Consider the following 16,192-nt stretch of genomic DNA (forward strand, 5'->3'; position numbering starts at 1 on the left):
CACCCTGCCGTGTGCGTCATGCGGCTGCTGCACCTTGCCGTGTTCGTCACGCGATGGCCGCGCGTCCGATGGCCCCCGCCGCGGCACGGGCCGCGGGCGACTGGGCCAGATATTCGACGGCCTTGCGCAGCGAGCCCTCCTGCGAGGGATGGTACGACCGCCGCAGATAGCGGGGTATGGCCGTGCCGATCTCCTTCCAGGTGGGCAGCAGGCCCTTGCGTACGGCCGCGTTGTGCTCCCGCAGCGAGTAGCGCAGCCGGCCCGCCAGCTGCGGGTCGTGCCGGATCAGATAGGCGGCGCCCCAGGCCCACAGGTAGAGCATCACGGGCCCGGTGACCGCCATGCCGGCCACCCGGCGTGCGTACCGCTGGGTGCCCTCGCCCCCGCAGTGCTGGTACATGTCGAAGGCGACCGAGCGGTGCTCGACCTCCTCCGCGCCGTGCCAGCGCAGCAGATCGAGCATGACCTCGTCCGAGCCGGCCTCGTCCAGACCCTCGGCGTGCAGCACCCAGTTGCCGAGCACCGCCGTGAACTGCTCGATCGCCGCGATGACCGCCAGACGGAAGCGCAGCCACTCCTGCGTCGGTATCGGTGCGCCCAACGGCGGCTGCTCGCCCAGGAGTTTCTCGAAGAGGAAGTCGACGTACTTGGTGTACGGCTGCGTGTCGAGCTGCTGCGCGGCCAGGTGGTCGAGCACGTACGCGTGCTGCACGCTGTGCGTGGCCTCCTGCCCCATGAAGCCCTTGACGTCCTTCAGGAGCACCGGGTCCGTGACGAGCGGCAGGGCCTCCTTGAAGACCTTCACGAACCAGCGCTCCCCCGCCGGAAGCAGCAGATGCAGCACGTTGATCACGTGGGTCGCGGTGGGCTCGTCCGGTATCCAGTGCAGCGGGGTCTCGTCCCAGTCGAAGGAGACCCGACGCGGGGTGATCTTGTAGTGCTCCTCGGTGTGCTGTTCCTCGGTGTTCGCCGTGGTGTCCGGTTCCGTGCTCACAGCGGCGGCTCCAATCGGGCGATCGCTCGCAGGGCCCTGGGCGTGAAGCGGGACATGAGGTGGGCGCCGCGGGCCTCCGGGGTGACGGGGACGACGGCCTGGTTCTTCACCACCGCGCCCAGAATCGCGTCGGCGACCTTCTCCGGCGGGTAGTTGCGCAGGCCGTACAGCCGGGACGTCTTCTTCTGGCGGCGCTTCTCCTCGGTCTCGTCGACGCCGGCGAAGTGCGTGGTCGCCGTGATGTTCGTGTTGACGAAGCCCGGGCAGATCGCGGAGACCCCGATGCCCTGGCCGGCCAGCTCGGCACGCAGGCACTCGCTGAGCATCAGGACGGCGGCCTTGGAGGTGGAGTAGGCGGGCAGCGCCTTGGAGGGCTGATACGCGGCCGCCGAGGCCGTGTTGACGATGTGGCCGCCCTGGCCGCGGTCGGCCATCTGCTTGCCGAAGATCCGGCAGCCGTGGATGACGCCCCACAGATTGACGTCCAGGACCTTCTTCCAGTCCTCCGAGGTGGTGTCGAAGAAGGAGCCGGATATGCCGATCCCTGCGTTGTTCACCAGGACGTCCAGTACGCCGTACTCCGTGGCGACCTTCTCGGCGAGCTTCTCCATCGCCTGCTCGTCGGTCACGTCGACCGTCTCGCCCCAGGCCTGTGGGGCGCCGATGAGCTGCGCCATCTCGGCCGTACGTGCCACGCCCTCGGCGTCCCGGTCGACGGCCACGACCCGCGCCCCGGCCTCGGCGAAGGCGAAGGCGGTGGCCCGCCCGATGCCGCTGGCCGCGCCCGTGACGAGGACGAGCTGGCCGGCGAACCGGTCCGCGTGCTTGCCGGCGGCCTTCTTCGTGGCCACTGCGGCCCCCTTCGCGGATCGGTCGCCGAGGTCTTCGTTCGCCGTCACGAAGTCCGTGATCCAGGCGGTCAGCTGGTCGGGCCGGGTACGCGGCACCCAGTGCTTGGCGGACACGGTGCGCCGGGTCAACTGCGGCGCCCAAAGCTCCAGTTCGTCATAGAGCTTCGGGGACAGGAAGATGTCGCCGGTCGGCGTGATCAGCTGCACGGGTGCGTGCGCGTACGCGTCCGTCCGTGGCTTGCGCAGCCTCGCCCGTACGTTGTCCCGGTAGAGCCACGCGCCGTGCGCGGCGTCCGAGGGCAGCGAGGGGGTGGGATAGCCGTCGCGCGGCACCTTCTCGAAGCGCTGCAGGATCTTCGGCCACTGGGTGCCGAGCGGGCCGCGCCAGGCGAGCTCGGGCAGCACGGGCGTGTGCAGCATGTACACGTACCAGGACTTGGCGCCCTGGCCGAGGAGTTGGCCCACCTTGCGCGGGGTCGGCCGGGACATGCGCTTCTTGATCCAGTGCCCGAAGTGGTCGAGGGACGGCCCCGACATGGAGGTGAAGGACGCGATCCGCCCCTCCGTGCGGCTGACCGTCACGAACTCCCAGGCCTGCACCGAGCCCCAGTCGTGCCCGACCAGGTGCACCGGCTTGTCCGGGCTGACCGCGTCCGCCACCGCCAGGAAGTCGTCGGTCAGCTTCTCCAGGGTGAAGCCACCGCGCAGCGGGGTGGGCGCCGTGGACCGGCCGTGGCCGCGGACGTCGTACAGGACGACGTGGAAGCGCTCCGCCAGTGCGTTCGCGACCTTCGACCAGACCTCCTTGGAGTCCGGGTAGCCGTGCACGAGCAGCACGGTCGGCTGGGTGTCGTCGCCCAACTCGGCCACACACAGCTCCACTCCGCCGGTACGCACCCAGCGCTCGCGCGCCCCTCGCAGCAAGCTCATGCGGTCTTCTCCTCGGCCCAGCGCCGCACATGCGGCAGATCGTCGTCCAGCCAGAAAGCGCTCTGCTCCGGGTCCTTGGAGTCGGTGACGACCAGGATCTCCTCGAACTTCGCGCCCGTGCCCCGGAATCCGAGGTGCGGTTCGACCGCCCAGAGCCCCTTCTGGGGCGGGTGGTCGGAGAATTTGTACGGGCTCCACAGCGGCGACCAGCCGTCCCGGTGGCCGTGCAGCGCGTCGCTCGCGAGGCCCTTCAGGGACTGGGTGCCGAACCCGAAGACATTCGGTGACCAGCGGCGCTGCTTGACCCGGTCGACCTTGTGCGCGATCACGCCGAAGGGGTAGGCGCGGTGGCGGTTGGCGTACCCCTGCCGGTTCATCAGCCGTTCGACGTTCTCGTAGATCTCCCGCAGCGGCCGGCGCTCGCGCACCTCGCGCAGGATCAGCTCACGGTGTGCTTCCAGGTCGGCGAGGAGCTTGTCGTGCACGGGGTTGAGGCCCAGGCAGCCCGAGTAGCCGATGTCCGCCGTGTATCCCTTGTAGACCGGCGCCATGTCGAGGATGAACGGCATCCCCGGCTCCAGCTTCCGGTTGGTCGGGAAGAACTGCAGCGGCACCTTGAACCCCGCGAACGCCGTCCGGTCCCCGAACCAGGCGAAGGGCAGGTGGAACCAGTCGCGCACGCCGCGCTCGCGCAGCCACTCGCGCTGCATGCGGGCCGCCTCGCGCTCGGTGACTCCGGGCTTGAGCTGCGCCGCGACCGCTTCCGCGCACTCGTACGCGAGGGTCTGCACTTCCCTGAACCCCCGCAGTTCCGCGCTGAGTTCAGTGTCCACCGATGGGTCCACTGCTGAGGTCATGCCACCGTCCGTCCCGTGATCGGCCTGCTGCGTGCTCTGCTGCTCTGCGGGTGGGGCCTTGCGCTACGCGGTCGTAACTTGACACTGATGAATGTGACAATGCCTGGCGGCTGCGTCAAGGGGCGTGCAGGCTCCTGTGGAAAACCCGGCCGGTGTGGACAAGTTCGGGACCCTTGGCCCCGGCCGCGCAGGGCTTTCGGCTGTCCGGGCAGATGTAAGGGCCAGTTAAATTCTGGCTATGAGGACTCGATGGATACCCGCGGCCACCGCGCTGACCGTTGTGCTCGGCGTGACCGGGTGCGGTGTGGAGCGCGGCGCACAGCCGAAGTCGGCTCCGTCGGCGTCCAAGGCTCCGCAGGACGAGCCCAACGGTGTGGAGAAGCTCGACGGCAAGTCCGTGATCGACCGCGCGCGTGAGGCGATCGGCGCGGCGCAGACGATGCGGCGGACGTACACGCCGAAGGAGGCGGCCTCGGAAAAGGCCCCCGCCTACACCTCCGACGTCGTCATGGCCACCGGGTTCGGCGGCTGCACGGTCAAGTACGACTTCGGAGAGCGCGGCAGGACCGAGGCCATGGTGCTGTCCGACCGGCGCATCTGGGTCCGGTCCGACCGGACGATGCTGGAGCGCGACCACGGCGCCGACACCGCCGAACGCTTTGTCGGGAAGTACATCGCCGACGAGATCACCGACGCCTTCACCTACTACAAGCTGCTTCTGCCGTGCGACACGGAAGGCCTGCTCGGCGACCCCGAGGAGGCCGACTCGGTCCGCTACACCAAGCAGACGCCGACCACGGTCCGCGGGGTGCGGGTGCTGCCGGTCGAACTGACGACGAAGGACGCGCGCAGCACTGTCCACGTGGCCCTCGACGGCAAGCCCTACCCGATGCGCACCACTTGGAGCGGAGCGCCGTACACCCTGGACTACCGCTTCGACGAGCCGTTCGCCCCGAAGGCGCCACCCACCTCGCAGACCGTCCCCATGAAGGAGTTCGCGAAGGCCGTGGGCGCCGAGGAGGAGCCCCACTGGGAAGTCGGCATCGGCTGAGAACCGGCCCCGGGCGGACCCCCGACCAAAGGAGGACCCCTACGGGCCCGTACGCCGCAAGTCGGAGGCGGATCCAGGCGTCAGGTCTGACGTCAGGTGTGGTGCGCGCCACTACCTTCGAAACGTGACTGTGATCGCGACCGAAAGCCTCAGCAAGCGGTTCCCGAGGGTGACCGCTCTTGACCGGCTCTCCGTGGACATCGGCCCGGGTGTGACCGGGCTCGTGGGTGCCAACGGAGCCGGCAAGTCCACCTTGATCAAGATCCTGTTGGGTCTGTCCCCCGCCACCGAGGGCACCGCCGAAGTACTCGGCCTCGACGTGGCGACCAAGGGCGCCGACATCCGGGAGCGGGTCGGGTACATGCCCGAGCACGACTGCCTGCCGCCCGATGTCTCCGCCACCGAGTTCGTCGTCCACATGGCGCGCATGTCGGGGCTGCCGCCGGCCGCCGCGCGGGAGCGCACCGCGGACACCCTGCGCCACGTCGGCCTCTACGAGGAGCGGTACCGCCCCATGGGCGGCTACTCGACCGGCATGAAGCAGCGCGTGAAGCTGGCCCAGGCGCTCGTCCACGACCCCCAGCTGGTCTTCCTGGACGAGCCCACCAACGGCCTCGACCCGGTCGGCCGGGACGAGATGCTCGGTCTGATCCGCCGGATCCACACCGACTTCGGGATCTCGGTCCTGGTCACCTCGCACCTGCTCGGCGAGCTGGAGCGCACCTGCGACCACGTCGTCATCATCGACGGCGGCAAGCTCCTCAGGTCCAGCTCCACCAGCGACTTCACCCAGACCATGGGCACCCTCGCGGTCGAGGTCACCGACACGGACAAGCATCCGGACGGTACGCAGGCGTTGCGGGAGCACCTCACGGAGGCGGGCCTCACCCTCCACGCGCGCGTGGAGGACGGTCTGCCGGGCGCCGGGCACATCCTGCTCGTCGAGGCCACCGGCGAGGAGACGTACGACGTCGTACGCGACACCGTCGCCGAACTCGGCCTCGGACTCGTCCGCATGGAACAGCGCAGGCACCACATCGCCGAGGTGTTCCGGGACGACCAGGCGCACGACGTCCAGGACGGCATCCAGGACAGCCAGGCCGCCAGGGAGACGCAGGAGCGCGCCGCCGCATGGGCCGCGAACTCCGCGGCCCATGCGAATGCCAAGAAGGCAGCCGCGACGGCCTCCCAGGACGCAGCCACGACCGCCGCGACAACTTCGACACAGCAGGGAGGAGGCCGGTGATGGCAGCCGACACCGCACCCGCGCAGGGCCGGGGCCCCGCGCAGACCCAGATCCACAACATCGGCTACCGCGACTACGAAGGCCCCCGCCTCGGCCGCGCGTACGCCCGTCGCTCGCTCTTCTCGCAGTCCCTGCGCGGCTCCTACGGACTCGGCCGCAGCGCCAAGTCCAAGGTGCTGCCGATGCTGCTCTTCGCCGTGATGTGCGTACCCGCGGCGATCATGGTCGCGGTGGCCGTCACCACCAAGCTCAAGGACCTGCCGCTCGACTACACGCGCTACGCGATCGTCACCCAGGCGATCATCGGGCTGTACCTCGCGGCCCAGGCCCCGCAGTCGGTCTCGCGCGATCTGCGCTTCAAGTCGGTGCCGCTGTACTTCTCGCGGCCGATCGAACGCGTCGACTACGTGGTGGCCAAGTTCGCCGCCATGGCCTCCGCCATGTTCGTGCTGACCGCCGCGCCGCTGGTCATCCTGTACGTCGGCTCCCTGCTCGCCAAGATGGACTTCGGGCACCAGACCAAGGGGTTCGCTCAGGGGTTGGTCTCCGTGGCTCTGCTCTCCCTGCTGTTCGCCGGGCTCGGCCTGGTGATGGCCGCGCTCACGCCGCGCCGCGGCTTCGGGGTCGCCGCCGTCATCGCCGTCATGACGATCTCGTACGGCGCCGTCTCGACGATCCAGGCGATCGCCGACGCACAGGGCTCCTGGGACGCCGTGCCGTGGATCGGCCTGTTCTCACCCATCACGCTGATCGACGGCGTACAGACGGCATTCCTCGGCGCCGACTCGTCCTTCCCGGGTGCCCACGGCCCCGGTACCGGACTCGGCTTCGTCTACCTCCTTGTCGTCATCGCGCTGATCGCCGGCTCCTACGGAGTACTGATGCGCCGCTACCGGAAGGTCGGGCTGTGACCACGATCAACATCGACCACACCTCGCGTTGGTTCGGCAACGTGGTGGCGGTCAACGACGTCACGATGACGATCGCCCCCGGCGTGACCGGCCTGCTCGGCCCGAACGGCGCGGGGAAGTCCACGCTCATCAACATGATGGCCGGCTTCCTCGCCCCCTCCACCGGCTCGGTCACCCTCGACGGGCAGCCGATCTGGAAGAACGAGCAGATCTACAAGGAGATCGGCCTCGTCCCCGAGCGGGAGGCGATGTACGACTTCCTCACGGGACGCGAATTCGTCGTCGCCAACGCCGAGTTGCAGGGCCTGGGCAAGAAGTCCGCACAGGAGGCGCTCGCCACGGTCGAGATGGAGTACGCGCAGGACCGCAAGATCTCGACGTACTCCAAGGGCATGCGCCAGCGCGTGAAGATGGCGTCCGCCCTGGTCCACAACCCGTCGGTGCTGCTCCTCGACGAGCCCTTCAACGGCATGGACCCGCGCCAGCGCATGCACCTCATGGACCTCCTTCGCCGGATGGGGTCCGAGGGCCGCACGGTGCTCTTCTCCTCGCACATCCTTGAGGAGGTCGAGCAACTCGCCTCCCACATCGAGGTGATCGTCGCCGGGCGGCACGCGGCGAGCGGTGACTTCCGGCGCATCCGCCGCCTGATGACGGACCGCCCGCACCGCTATCTGATCCGCTCCAGCGACGACCGCGCGCTCGCGGCCGCGCTGATCGCGGACCCGTCGACGGCGGGCATCGAAGTCGACCTCGCGGAGGGTGCGTTGCGCATCCAGGCCGTCGATTTCGGACGCTTCACGCAGCTCCTTCCGAAGGTCGCTCGCGAGCACCACATCCGCCTCCTCACGGTCTCGCCCTCGGACGAGTCCCTCGAGTCGGTCTTCTCGTACCTCGTCGCGGCCTGAAAGGAGCCTTCGACCATGTATGACCCCACAGTCGCCCGGCTCACCTACCGGGCCCTGCTCGGCCGCCGCCGCGCGCTGATCCTCTTCACGCTGCCGGTCCTGCTGATCGTCATCGCGGCCGCCGTACGCGGCTTCAGCGGCGCCGACGACCAGGTCGCGGCCGACGTCCTCGGCGGGTTCGCGCTCGCCACGATGGTGCCGCTGATCGGTGTCATCGCCGGTACGGGCGCGATCGGCCCGGAGATCGACGACGGCTCCGTCGTCTATCTGCTCGCCAAGCCCATCAAGCGCCCGACGATCATCCTCACCAAGCTGACCGTCGCCATCGCCGTGACCATGGCCTTCTCGGCGATCCCCACGTTCATCGCGGGCATGATCCTCAACGGCAACGGCCAGCAGATCGCCGTCGCCTACACGATCGCGGCCCTGGTCGCCTCGATCGCGTACGCCGCGGTGTTCCTGCTGCTCGGCACGGTCTCCAAGCACGCCGTGGTGTTCGGCCTGGTCTACGCCCTCATCTGGGAGTCGCTGTTCGGTTCTCTGGTCGACGGCGCCAAGACGCTCAGCATCCAGCAGTGGGCGCTGTCGCTCGCCGAGCGGGTCGCGGGCGGTGACCTGGTCAAGTCCGATGTCGGACTGACGACTTCCGTCATCTTCCTGGCCGCCGTCACGGGTCTCGCCACCTGGTACGCGGGCCAGAAGCTGCGCACGCTGACCATCGCCGGCGACGAGTGAACCACCGGCTCTCCGAGCCGAATTGACCCCCACGCGCGCGTGCCTGTCCCCCGACGGGCACGCGCGCGTGGTGCGTACGCAGCCGGGTCAGACGTGTCAGATGGATCAGACGGTACGATCCCGAGCCGCCAGCAACCCCACCGCGAGCGCCGCCGCACACACGCACAACACGAGCGAGATCGGCACCGTCCAGTTCCCGGTCGCCTGATAGACGGCGCCGGCCGCCAACGGCCCTGCCGCAGCGAGGAGATACCCCACGGTCTGCGCCATCCCGGACAGCCGCGCCGCCGTCACCGCGTCCCCCGACCGCAGCACGATCATGGTCAGCGCGAGTCCCACCGCCCCGCCCTGCCCGACCCCGAGCACCGCCGCCCACAGCCAGGCACCGGACACCGGGGCGGCCATCAGGCCCACATAGCCCGCCGCGACCATCGACGTCACCAGCGCGACCAGCGGGCGCTGGCCGCGCATCCGCCCGGCGAGCAGCGGGACCCCGAAGGCGCCCGCGACCTGGATGAGGTTGTTGAAGGCGAAGACCACTCCGGCCGTGGAACGGCTCATCCCGCCATCGGTGAGGATGGTCGGCATCCATGCGATCAGGACGTACGACCACAGCGACTGCAGCCCCATGAAGAGGGTGACCTGCCAGGCGAGCGGCGACCGCCAGATGCTCCGCCCGGAGACCCCGGACCGGCCCCCGGCAGCAGCAGGTGCGGCGACTCCCTTACGTCCCCGCACGATCAGCACCTGCGGCAGCCACGCCACCGCCGCCACCACGGCAAGCAGCGACCAGAAGGCCAATGACGCTTCCCAGCTCCCGCCGAACGCCTTCTCCAGCGGCACGGACGCGGCCGCCACCACCGTCGCACCGGCGATCATCGCGCCCGTGTAGACCGAGGTCATCGCCGCGGCCTTGTCCGGGAAGTCCCGCTTGATCAGCCCCGGCATCAGCACATTGAGCAGCGCGATCGCGGTGCCGACAAGGACCCCGCCGCCGTAGAGCGCGGCCGCCGAGGGCAGCACCCGCACCACGATGCCGACGGCGAGCAGCAACAGCGCGCACAGCAGCATCCGTTCGACCCCGAAGCGCCGCCCCAGCCAGGGCGCGACCAGGGCACCCACCCCGAGGAAGAGCACCGGCACCGAGGTCACCAGGCTGGTCGCGGTGGACGAAAGGCCGAAGGACTCGCTGATCTCGCCCACCAACGGGGACACGCTCGCGAGCGCGGCCCGCATATTGACCGAGGCAAGGACGATGCCGACCAAGAGCAGCACGGGATGGGCGAGCAACCGCCGCCGCCCAGCTGCCTCTTGGGGTGTGACGTGGACGCCGGCCTCGGTGTCTATGAGCAGCTGGTCGGTGGTGCCGGGGCGTGACAAGGGGTGCGGCCTTTCAAGTGCGTACGAGGGTGGTTCAGCGGCCAGGTTCAGCGGCCAGGACTCATGGGACTCATCAAGTCCCCTCGCCCAGCGCCGCGATCGCCTCCAAAGGCACCCGCAACAGCTCCCGCACCGCCGCGTCGGCCGCCACCGGGTCCGCCGCCTCGATCGCCGCCACCAGCGCCTCGTGGGCCTCGATGTCCACGGCCGGCATCTCGTGGTCGCCAAGGGCGTTGACGAGGACCTCGTGCACCTGCGCCGAGAAGAACCGGTACACCTCGATGAAGGCGGCGTTGTGCGTGGCCTCGACCACCGCCAGGTGGAACGCCATGTCGGCGTCCGCGTCCCGGTCGCCCTTCTCGCGCAGCGTCGTCAGGGCGGCCCTGAGGCGCAGCAGATCGTGGGTGTCCCGGCGCGCGGCCGCGAGCCGGGCGGCCTCCGCTTCCAGGGCGACCCGCAGCTCGGTCACGTCCCGGGCGCCCGCGTGCCGCATGCCGCGCAGCACGGCCGCGGGATCGGCGACGGAACGTACGAACGTGCCATTGCCCTGCCGCGACTCGAGCAGCCCCGCGTGCACCAGGACCCGCACGGCCTCCCGGACGGTGTTGCGGCCGACGCCGAGCTGCTCCGCGAGGGCGTGCTCGGTCGGGATGCGGTCGCCGACCGCCCATTCGCCCTGGGCGAGCTGGTCCCGCAACTGGTCCACGACGGTGTCCACCAGGGACTGCCGTCCCGCCGCCCGCAGTGCCGCCATGTGTGTCCCCACTCCTGATTCGCCCGGTTGCCCAGTCATCCTACAACTCAGTGCGCGCCGAGCTCCGGCCAAGGCAACTCGGCACGCACCGACCTCGGGCCTACGTCCCCGGACCGGGCCCCGGCTGGTCCCCGAGCCCGATCCCGCAGGGCACGGACCCGCCTAGCGTCGACGTCATGCGTATCGGAATCCTCGGAACAGGCAATGTGGGCAAGGCAGTTGCGGCCGGAGCGGCCGCCGCGGGGCACGACGTGATGTTCGGCTCGCGCGACCCGAAGGGCAGGGCCGACGCCCTGGACCTGCCCGTGGTCCCGCACGAAGAGGCGGCCGCACACGGCGAGATCGTCGTCAACGCCACCGGCGGCAACGCCTCGCTCGATCTCCTCCCCACCCTCGCCGAACCCCTCGCCGGCAAGGTGCTCCTCGACATCGCCATCGACCTCACCCCCGATTTGGACCTCGCCCACCTCGACATCAGCCAGGGCGAGAAGCTGCAGAAGGCAATGCCCGGGGTGAGGGTCGTGAAGACGCTCTGCACCATGGACAGCGTGGTCATGGTCGACCCGCTGCGCACCCTCCCGGAGCCCGGCACGGTCTTCCTCTCCGGCGACGACGCCGCGGCCAAGGAGGCGGTCGGCGCGCTGCTGGGCGATCTGGGCTGGCCGCCGGAAACGCGCCTCGACCTGGGCGGGATCGGCACCGCGCGGGGGCAGGAGCATGCGGCGCTGCTCTTCATGGGCGTAGGCCACGGCCTGGGCAGCTACCACTTCAACTTCAAGGTCGTCCCGCCCAAGCCCGAGCAGGCCTGACACACCTGACACACCTGACACACCTGAACCGGCGCCCCCGCCCCGCACGGGTCATGATCAATGGGTGACGTACGCACCCGAACCCTCCCGGCCCGTGCGGAGCTGGGTGCGCTCGTCGCCGGGCACGCACGCGTGGCTGTTGATCATCTTGGTGACGAGCCTCGTCATCCAGTTCTCCAGCGAGGGCCTCGAGCACTATCTGCTGCACCGCAACAGCAGCAACCTCCACGAGCTCAACAAGCACCCCGGCCAAGCCCTGCTGCTCAGCGCCTTCTGGATCGAGAACCCGGGCTCGCTGCCCCTCTACATCGTCCTCTTCGAGTTCTTCCACGCGCGCGTGGAGCGCTGGCTCGGCACCCTGCGCTGGATGCTGATCGTCGCCACGGCGCACATCGCGGCGACCCTCATCAGCCAGAAGGTGGTGCTGACGCGGATCGAGAACCACGACGCGTCGCGGCGGATGATGCACGTCGTCGACATCGGCGTCTCGTACGGCCTCGCCGCCTCGGCCGGGGTCCTCACCTATCTCGTCCCCGGGCACTGGAAGTGGCTGTACGCGGCCGTCGTCGTGGCCTTCTTCGGGCTGCCGCTCGCCACCGGGGGGACCTTCACCGACCTGGGGCACGCGATCGCCCTTGCCATCGGGTTTGCCTGCTGGCCGCTCACGCGGGGGCGACGGGCACGCGAGGCGGGCGCAAGCGCGTACGAAAAATAGGTGGCGCAGCGCTGCCGCGCGGGAGCACAGTAGTCATGTCAGCGACGCCGATGCGTGTGTGTCATGCGTGTGTGTCGCCCACCTACTGGGAGAGGAGCGAGGCGTGCTTTTTGCGGACATCGAGAGTACGTCGAGTTCCCGAGAGGGCGGCCCGAGGCGGCAGGCTCCGGAGTAGTCATTGCACTCCGTCGAAGCCGCCTCTTGGTCCGCCCGGGGCGGCCTTTTCATGCGCATCGCGCAGGGCCGCCCCTCCCTGGAGGGTTGGCCGAGAGGTAAGGCACCGGCTTGCTAAGCCGTGGTCGGGTGTCACAGCCCGCGCGCGTTCGACCCGCGCACCCTCCTCCACGTACGAGAAGCAGCCCCACGAACTACCGTCAGCCGGCGAGCAACCGCTCCAGCACGACAGCGATGCCGTCCTCCTCGTTGGAGGCCGTCACCTCGTCCGCGACCGCCTTCAGCTCGTCATGGGCATTGGCCATGGCCACCCCATGCGCCGCCCACCCGAACATCGGGATGTCGTTGGGCATGTCGCCGAACGCGATCGTCTGCGCCGCCTTCACGCCGAGCCGGCGCGCGGCCAGGGACAGGCCCGTCGCCTTCGAAAGGCCGAGCGGCAGCAGCTCCACGATGCCCGCGCCCGCCATCGTCACGCCCACCAGATCGCCCGCCACTTGGCGCACGACCGAGGCGAGGGCGTCGTCGGAGAGGCCGGGGTGCTGGACGTAGACCTTGTTCAGCGGGGCCGTCCACAGCTCGGCCGTGTCCTCGAACTCGACGACCGGGAGCGGGCCTTCCTGCACGCGGTAGCCGGGGCCGACCAGGACCTCGCCGTCCACGCCGTCCCGGCTCGCGGCCAGCGCGAGCGGGCCGACCTCGGCCTCGATCTTGGCCAGGGCCAGGCCCGCGAGCTGCCGGTCCAGGGTCACGGAGGTGAGCAGCCGGTGCTCGCCCGCGTGGTAGACCTGCGCGCCCTGCCCGCACACCGCGAGGCCCTCGTAGCCGAGGTCGTCGAGGATGTGCCGGGTCCAGGGCACCGCCCGGCCGGTCACGACGATGTGGGCCGCGCCCGCCGCACAGGCGGCGGCGAGCGCGTCACGGGTACGCGAGGAGACCGTGTCGTCGGAGCGCAGCAGCGTCCCGTCGAGGTCCGTCGCGACGAGCTTGTACGGGAACTCCGCGGCGGCGGACTCCGCAGGGGCAGAGGTCACTTGGCGACCGGCTCCAGGATCTCGCGGCCGCCCAGGAACGGCCGGAGCACCTCGGGCACCCGCACCGAACCGTCGGCCTGCTGGTGGTTCTCCAGGATCGCCACGATCGTGCGCGGCACGGCGCACAGCGTGCCGTTCAGCGTCGCGAGCGGGCGGACCTTCTTCTCGTCGCGCATCCGGATGGACAGGCGGCGCGACTGGAACTCGGTGCAGTCCGAGGTCGAGGTCAGCTCGCGGTACTTGCCCTGGGTCGGGATCCACGCCTCGCAGTCGAACTTGCGGGCCGCGGACGAACCGAGGTCACCGGAAGCCACGTCGATCACGCGGAACGGCAGCTCCAGCGAGGTCAGCCACTGCTTCTCCCACTCGAGGAGCCGCTGGTGCTCGGCCTGCGCGTCCTCCGGGGCGACGTACGAGAACATCTCGACCTTGTCGAACTGGTGCACACGGAAGATGCCCCGGGTGTCCTTGCCGTGCGAACCGGCCTCGCGGCGGAAGCACGGGGAGAACCCGGCGTAGCGCAGCGGCAGCTTGTCCGCGTCGATGATCTCGTCCATGTGGTACGCCGCCAGCGGGACCTCGGACGTGCCGACCAGGTACAGGTCGTCCTTGTCCAGGTGGTAGACGTCGGCGGCGGCCTGGCCGAGGAAGCCGGTGCCGGCCATCGACTGCGGGCGGACCAGGGCCGGCGTCAGCATCGGCGTGAAGCCGGCCGCCGTGGCCTGGGCGATCGCGGCGTTGACGAGGGCGAGCTCGAGGAGCGCGCCGACGCCGGTGAGGAAGTAGAAGCGGGAGCCGGAGACCTTGGCGCCGCGCTCGACGTCGATGGCGCCGAGGATCGTGCCGAGCTCGAGGTGGTCCTTGGGCTTGAAGCCCTCCTCCTCGAAGTCACGGATCGTGCCGAGCTTCTCGAGGGTGACGAAGTCTTCCTCGCCGCCGACCGGGACCTCGGGGTGGACGAGGTTGCCGAGCTGAAGGAGGAGCCGGTCGGTCTCGGCCTTGGCCTCGTCCTGCTCGGCGTCGGCCGCCTTCACGGCGGCGGAGAGCTCGCCCGCCTTCTTCAGGAGCTCCTGCTTCTCATCGCCCTGGGCCTTGGGGATGAGCTTGCCGAGCGCCTTCTGCTCGGCGCGGAGCTCGTCGAAGCGGACGCCGGACGACCTGCGCCGCTCGTCGGCGGAGAGCAGAGAGTCGACGAGCGTGACGTCCTCTCCACGGGCGCGCTGAGAAGCGCGGACACGGTCGGGGTCCTCACGGAGCTGGCGAAGGTCAATCACCCCTCCAGGCTACCGGTGTGTGCTTCCGACCCTCGACTTACTATTCCGTTGCGTGGCGTTATGTCCAAATTGCCGGAATCGATAAACCTGATCAAGGTCGGCGAAATACCCCCGTTGGGGACGCCTGATCCCGATCCGGTACGCCCGTCAATTTAAAGCCGCTATTCCCTGAATCGGGGCACTCGCGTCTTCCGGGCTTGACCGCATCCCCTTGCGCGGCAAGGGACTTGGGCTCTGTTGTCCACAGGAATGCACAGCTCCGGAGAGTTATCCACAGGCTGTGTGGAAGATCTGTGGATGCCGGAAGTGATCGTTCCGAAATGGGACGCGCAGGCCGAAGGATTCCCGAGCCAAACCCATCTCACACCCACTTTCGAGTGGAAATGGCTCGCTCTAAAGAGTTGATCAAAGGAATTAGGTGGACGAGGGGCGACGTGTCCACCTGTGGACGGACTTGGGCCTCAAGAGCGATTTGTCGACCATGTCGCGCTCTGTTGTCGACTTGTCCCCAGGTCGAGAGGTCGCCCTGTGGATAACTTCTGTGGACAGTGAAAATCCGCAGGTAGGACTGCAGATGGGAGCTGGACGGAGCCCGTACGACGGCTCGTACGACGGCTCAGATCCGCCCGTCCTGAACGCGCGCCAGCCAGTCCGAGGCCGCCAGGAACTCCTGGTCCTGCACACCGCGACGCAGCGGCGTCACATCGGCCTGCGTCGCACCCGCCCGCGGATAGGACCCGAGGAAGCGCACCTTCGGTGACAGCCGCTTGAGCCCCATCAAGGCCTCGCCCACCCGCCGGTCGGCGATGTGCCCCTCGGCATCCACCGCGAAGCAGTAGTTGCCGATGCCCGCGCCGGTCGGGCGGGACTGGATGAGCACCAGGTTGACCCCGCGTACCGCGAACTCCTGCAGGAACTCCAGGAGCGCACCCGGGTGGTCGTCGCCGAGCCAGATGACCACGGAGGTCTTGTCCACGCCGGTCGGCGCCGCGGGCCGGGCCGGGCGGCCCACCAGGACGAAGCGGGTCTCGGCGTTCTCCGCGTCGTGGATCTCGGTGACCAGGGCCGTAAGGCCGTACGTCGCCGCCGCGAACTCCCCGGCGAAGGCGGCGTCGTAGCGCCCCTCCTGGACCAGGCGGGCACCGTCCGCGTTCGACGCGGCCGACTCCCACAGGGCCTCGGGCAGGTTCGCCGAGAGCCAGTTGCGGACCTGGGGCTGGGCGACCGGGTGGCCGGTGACCGTCTTGATGTCGGAGAGCTTGGTGCCGGGGCGTACGAGCAGCGCGAAGGCGATCGGAAGCAGCACCTCGCGGTAGATCATCAGCGGCTCGCCGGTGGCGAGTTCGTCGAGGGTCGCGGTGACGCCGCCCTCCACCGAGTTCTCGATCGGTACGAGCGCGGCCGCCGCTTCTCCGTTGCGTACGGCGTCGAGCGCCGCCGGCACGGACACCATCGGGACGAGTTCCCGGGTGGCCGCCTCCGGGAGCGTGCGCAGGGCGGCCTCGGTGAAGGTGCCCTCGGGGCCGAGATAGGTGTAACGCGTCGCCGACATACCGTCACCCTAATGGG

15 protein-coding genes and 1 tRNA gene are annotated in these 16,192 nt (G+C 69.5%); 8 read left to right on the plus strand and 8 right to left on the minus strand.

Annotated features, from left to right (window positions below):
- Positions 1-46: 46 nt before the first annotated feature.
- The 3 genes from OG430_RS25360 to OG430_RS25370 are packed head-to-tail and all read right to left on the minus strand — an operon-like array spanning position 47 to position 3,632.
- Positions 47-994: a metal-dependent hydrolase gene (locus OG430_RS25360; RefSeq protein WP_327354896.1), complete on the minus strand. Its 948-nt coding sequence runs from the start codon at positions 992-994 to the stop codon at positions 47-49.
- Positions 991-2,775: an SDR family oxidoreductase gene (locus OG430_RS25365; RefSeq protein WP_327354897.1), complete on the minus strand. Its 1,785-nt coding sequence runs from the start codon at positions 2,773-2,775 to the stop codon at positions 991-993. Before OG430_RS25365 ends, OG430_RS25360 begins: the two co-directional genes overlap by 4 nt.
- Positions 2,772-3,632, minus strand: coding sequence for a M24 family metallopeptidase (locus tag OG430_RS25370; RefSeq protein WP_327354898.1), 861 nt, complete (start codon positions 3,630-3,632; stop codon positions 2,772-2,774). Before OG430_RS25370 ends, OG430_RS25365 begins: the two co-directional genes overlap by 4 nt.
- A 238-nt stretch (positions 3,633-3,870) precedes the next feature.
- Here OG430_RS25370 and OG430_RS25375 point away from each other — a divergent pair, with 238 nt between their 5' ends.
- From OG430_RS25375 to OG430_RS25395, 5 genes are all read left to right on the plus strand, one after another.
- Complete coding sequence (locus tag OG430_RS25375; protein WP_327354899.1) at positions 3,871-4,683, plus strand: hypothetical protein; 813 nt, start codon at positions 3,871-3,873, stop codon at positions 4,681-4,683.
- A 130-nt stretch (positions 4,684-4,813) separates the two neighbouring features.
- Positions 4,814-5,929, plus strand: a complete 1,116-nt coding sequence (locus OG430_RS25380) for an ABC transporter ATP-binding protein (RefSeq protein WP_327359220.1) — start codon at positions 4,814-4,816, stop codon at positions 5,927-5,929.
- Positions 5,929-6,840, plus strand: a complete 912-nt coding sequence (locus tag OG430_RS25385) for an ABC transporter permease (RefSeq protein WP_327354900.1) — start codon at positions 5,929-5,931, stop codon at positions 6,838-6,840. Before OG430_RS25380 ends, OG430_RS25385 begins: the two co-directional genes overlap by 1 nt.
- Positions 6,837-7,748 carry an ABC transporter ATP-binding protein gene (locus tag OG430_RS25390; protein WP_327354901.1) on the plus strand — a complete coding sequence of 304 codons (912 nt, stop codon included), beginning with the start codon at positions 6,837-6,839 and terminating at the stop codon, positions 7,746-7,748. Before OG430_RS25385 ends, OG430_RS25390 begins: the two co-directional genes overlap by 4 nt.
- Before the next feature lie 15 nt (positions 7,749-7,763).
- Positions 7,764-8,483 (plus strand): ABC transporter permease, encoded by a 720-nt coding sequence (locus OG430_RS25395; RefSeq protein ID WP_327354902.1) that lies wholly within the window; start codon positions 7,764-7,766, stop codon positions 8,481-8,483.
- Positions 8,484-8,588: 105 nt separating this feature from the next.
- Here OG430_RS25395 and OG430_RS25400 read toward each other — a convergent pair whose 3' ends face one another.
- Together OG430_RS25400 and OG430_RS25405 are read right to left on the minus strand one after the other, a co-directional pair.
- A complete protein-coding gene (locus OG430_RS25400) occupies positions 8,589-9,863 on the minus strand; it encodes a CynX/NimT family MFS transporter (protein ID WP_442816552.1) in 1,275 nt (424 codons plus the stop codon).
- Between the two features lie 73 nt (positions 9,864-9,936).
- Positions 9,937-10,617: a FadR/GntR family transcriptional regulator gene (locus OG430_RS25405; protein WP_327354903.1), complete on the minus strand. Its 681-nt coding sequence runs from the start codon at positions 10,615-10,617 to the stop codon at positions 9,937-9,939.
- Between the two features lie 176 nt (positions 10,618-10,793).
- On the opposite strand from OG430_RS25405, the gene OG430_RS25410 reads away from it, so the two are divergent.
- The 3 genes from OG430_RS25410 (at position 10,794) to OG430_RS25420 (ending at position 12,486) form a co-directional block, all read left to right on the plus strand.
- Positions 10,794-11,426 (plus strand): NADPH-dependent F420 reductase, encoded by a 633-nt coding sequence (locus OG430_RS25410; RefSeq protein WP_327354904.1) that lies wholly within the window; start codon positions 10,794-10,796, stop codon positions 11,424-11,426.
- A gap of 64 nt (positions 11,427-11,490) precedes the next feature.
- Positions 11,491-12,141 (plus strand): rhomboid-like protein, encoded by a 651-nt coding sequence (locus OG430_RS25415; protein WP_327354905.1) that lies wholly within the window; start codon positions 11,491-11,493, stop codon positions 12,139-12,141.
- A 255-nt stretch (positions 12,142-12,396) separates the two neighbouring features.
- A tRNA-Ser gene (locus tag OG430_RS25420) sits at positions 12,397-12,486 on the plus strand.
- Between the two features lie 29 nt (positions 12,487-12,515).
- Here the strand turns inward: OG430_RS25420 and OG430_RS25425 are convergent.
- The 3 genes from OG430_RS25425 to pheA all read right to left on the minus strand — a co-directional run bounded on the left by OG430_RS25425 (position 12,516) and on the right by pheA (position 16,175).
- Entirely contained in the window at positions 12,516-13,349 is an 834-nt protein-coding gene (locus OG430_RS25425; RefSeq protein WP_327354907.1) for an HAD family hydrolase, read from the minus strand.
- Positions 13,346-14,623 (minus strand): serine--tRNA ligase, encoded by a 1,278-nt coding sequence (serS, locus tag OG430_RS25430; protein WP_327354908.1) that lies wholly within the window; start codon positions 14,621-14,623, stop codon positions 13,346-13,348. Before serS ends, OG430_RS25425 begins: the two co-directional genes overlap by 4 nt.
- A 616-nt stretch (positions 14,624-15,239) precedes the next feature.
- Positions 15,240-16,175, minus strand: coding sequence for a prephenate dehydratase (pheA, locus tag OG430_RS25435; protein ID WP_327354909.1), 936 nt, complete (start codon positions 16,173-16,175; stop codon positions 15,240-15,242).
- Positions 16,176-16,192: the final 17 nt, after the last annotated feature.

It is taken from the genome of Streptomyces sp. NBC_01304 (assembly GCF_035975855.1).
Taxonomy (GTDB): Bacteria; Actinomycetota; Actinomycetes; order Streptomycetales; family Streptomycetaceae; genus Streptomyces.

Bases quoted from the DNA above. Each gene is read 5' to 3' on its own strand.
- pheA (WP_327354909.1), bottom strand. From the start codon at position 16,175: ATGTCGGCGACGCGTTACACCTATCTCGGCCCCGAGGGCACCTTCACC.
- OG430_RS25365 (WP_327354897.1), bottom strand. From the start codon at position 2,775: ATGAGCTTGCTGCGAGGGGCGCGCGAGCGCTGGGTGCGTACCGGCGGA.
- OG430_RS25385 (WP_327354900.1), top strand. From the start codon at position 5,929: ATGGCAGCCGACACCGCACCCGCGCAGGGCCGGGGCCCCGCGCAGACC.
- OG430_RS25395 (WP_327354902.1), top strand. From the start codon at position 7,764: ATGTATGACCCCACAGTCGCCCGGCTCACCTACCGGGCCCTGCTCGGC.
- OG430_RS25410 (WP_327354904.1), top strand. From the start codon at position 10,794: ATGCGTATCGGAATCCTCGGAACAGGCAATGTGGGCAAGGCAGTTGCG.
- OG430_RS25370 (WP_327354898.1), bottom strand. From the start codon at position 3,632: ATGACCTCAGCAGTGGACCCATCGGTGGACACTGAACTCAGCGCGGAA.
- OG430_RS25375 (WP_327354899.1), top strand. From the start codon at position 3,871: ATGAGGACTCGATGGATACCCGCGGCCACCGCGCTGACCGTTGTGCTC.
- OG430_RS25405 (WP_327354903.1), bottom strand. From the start codon at position 10,617: ATGGCGGCACTGCGGGCGGCGGGACGGCAGTCCCTGGTGGACACCGTC.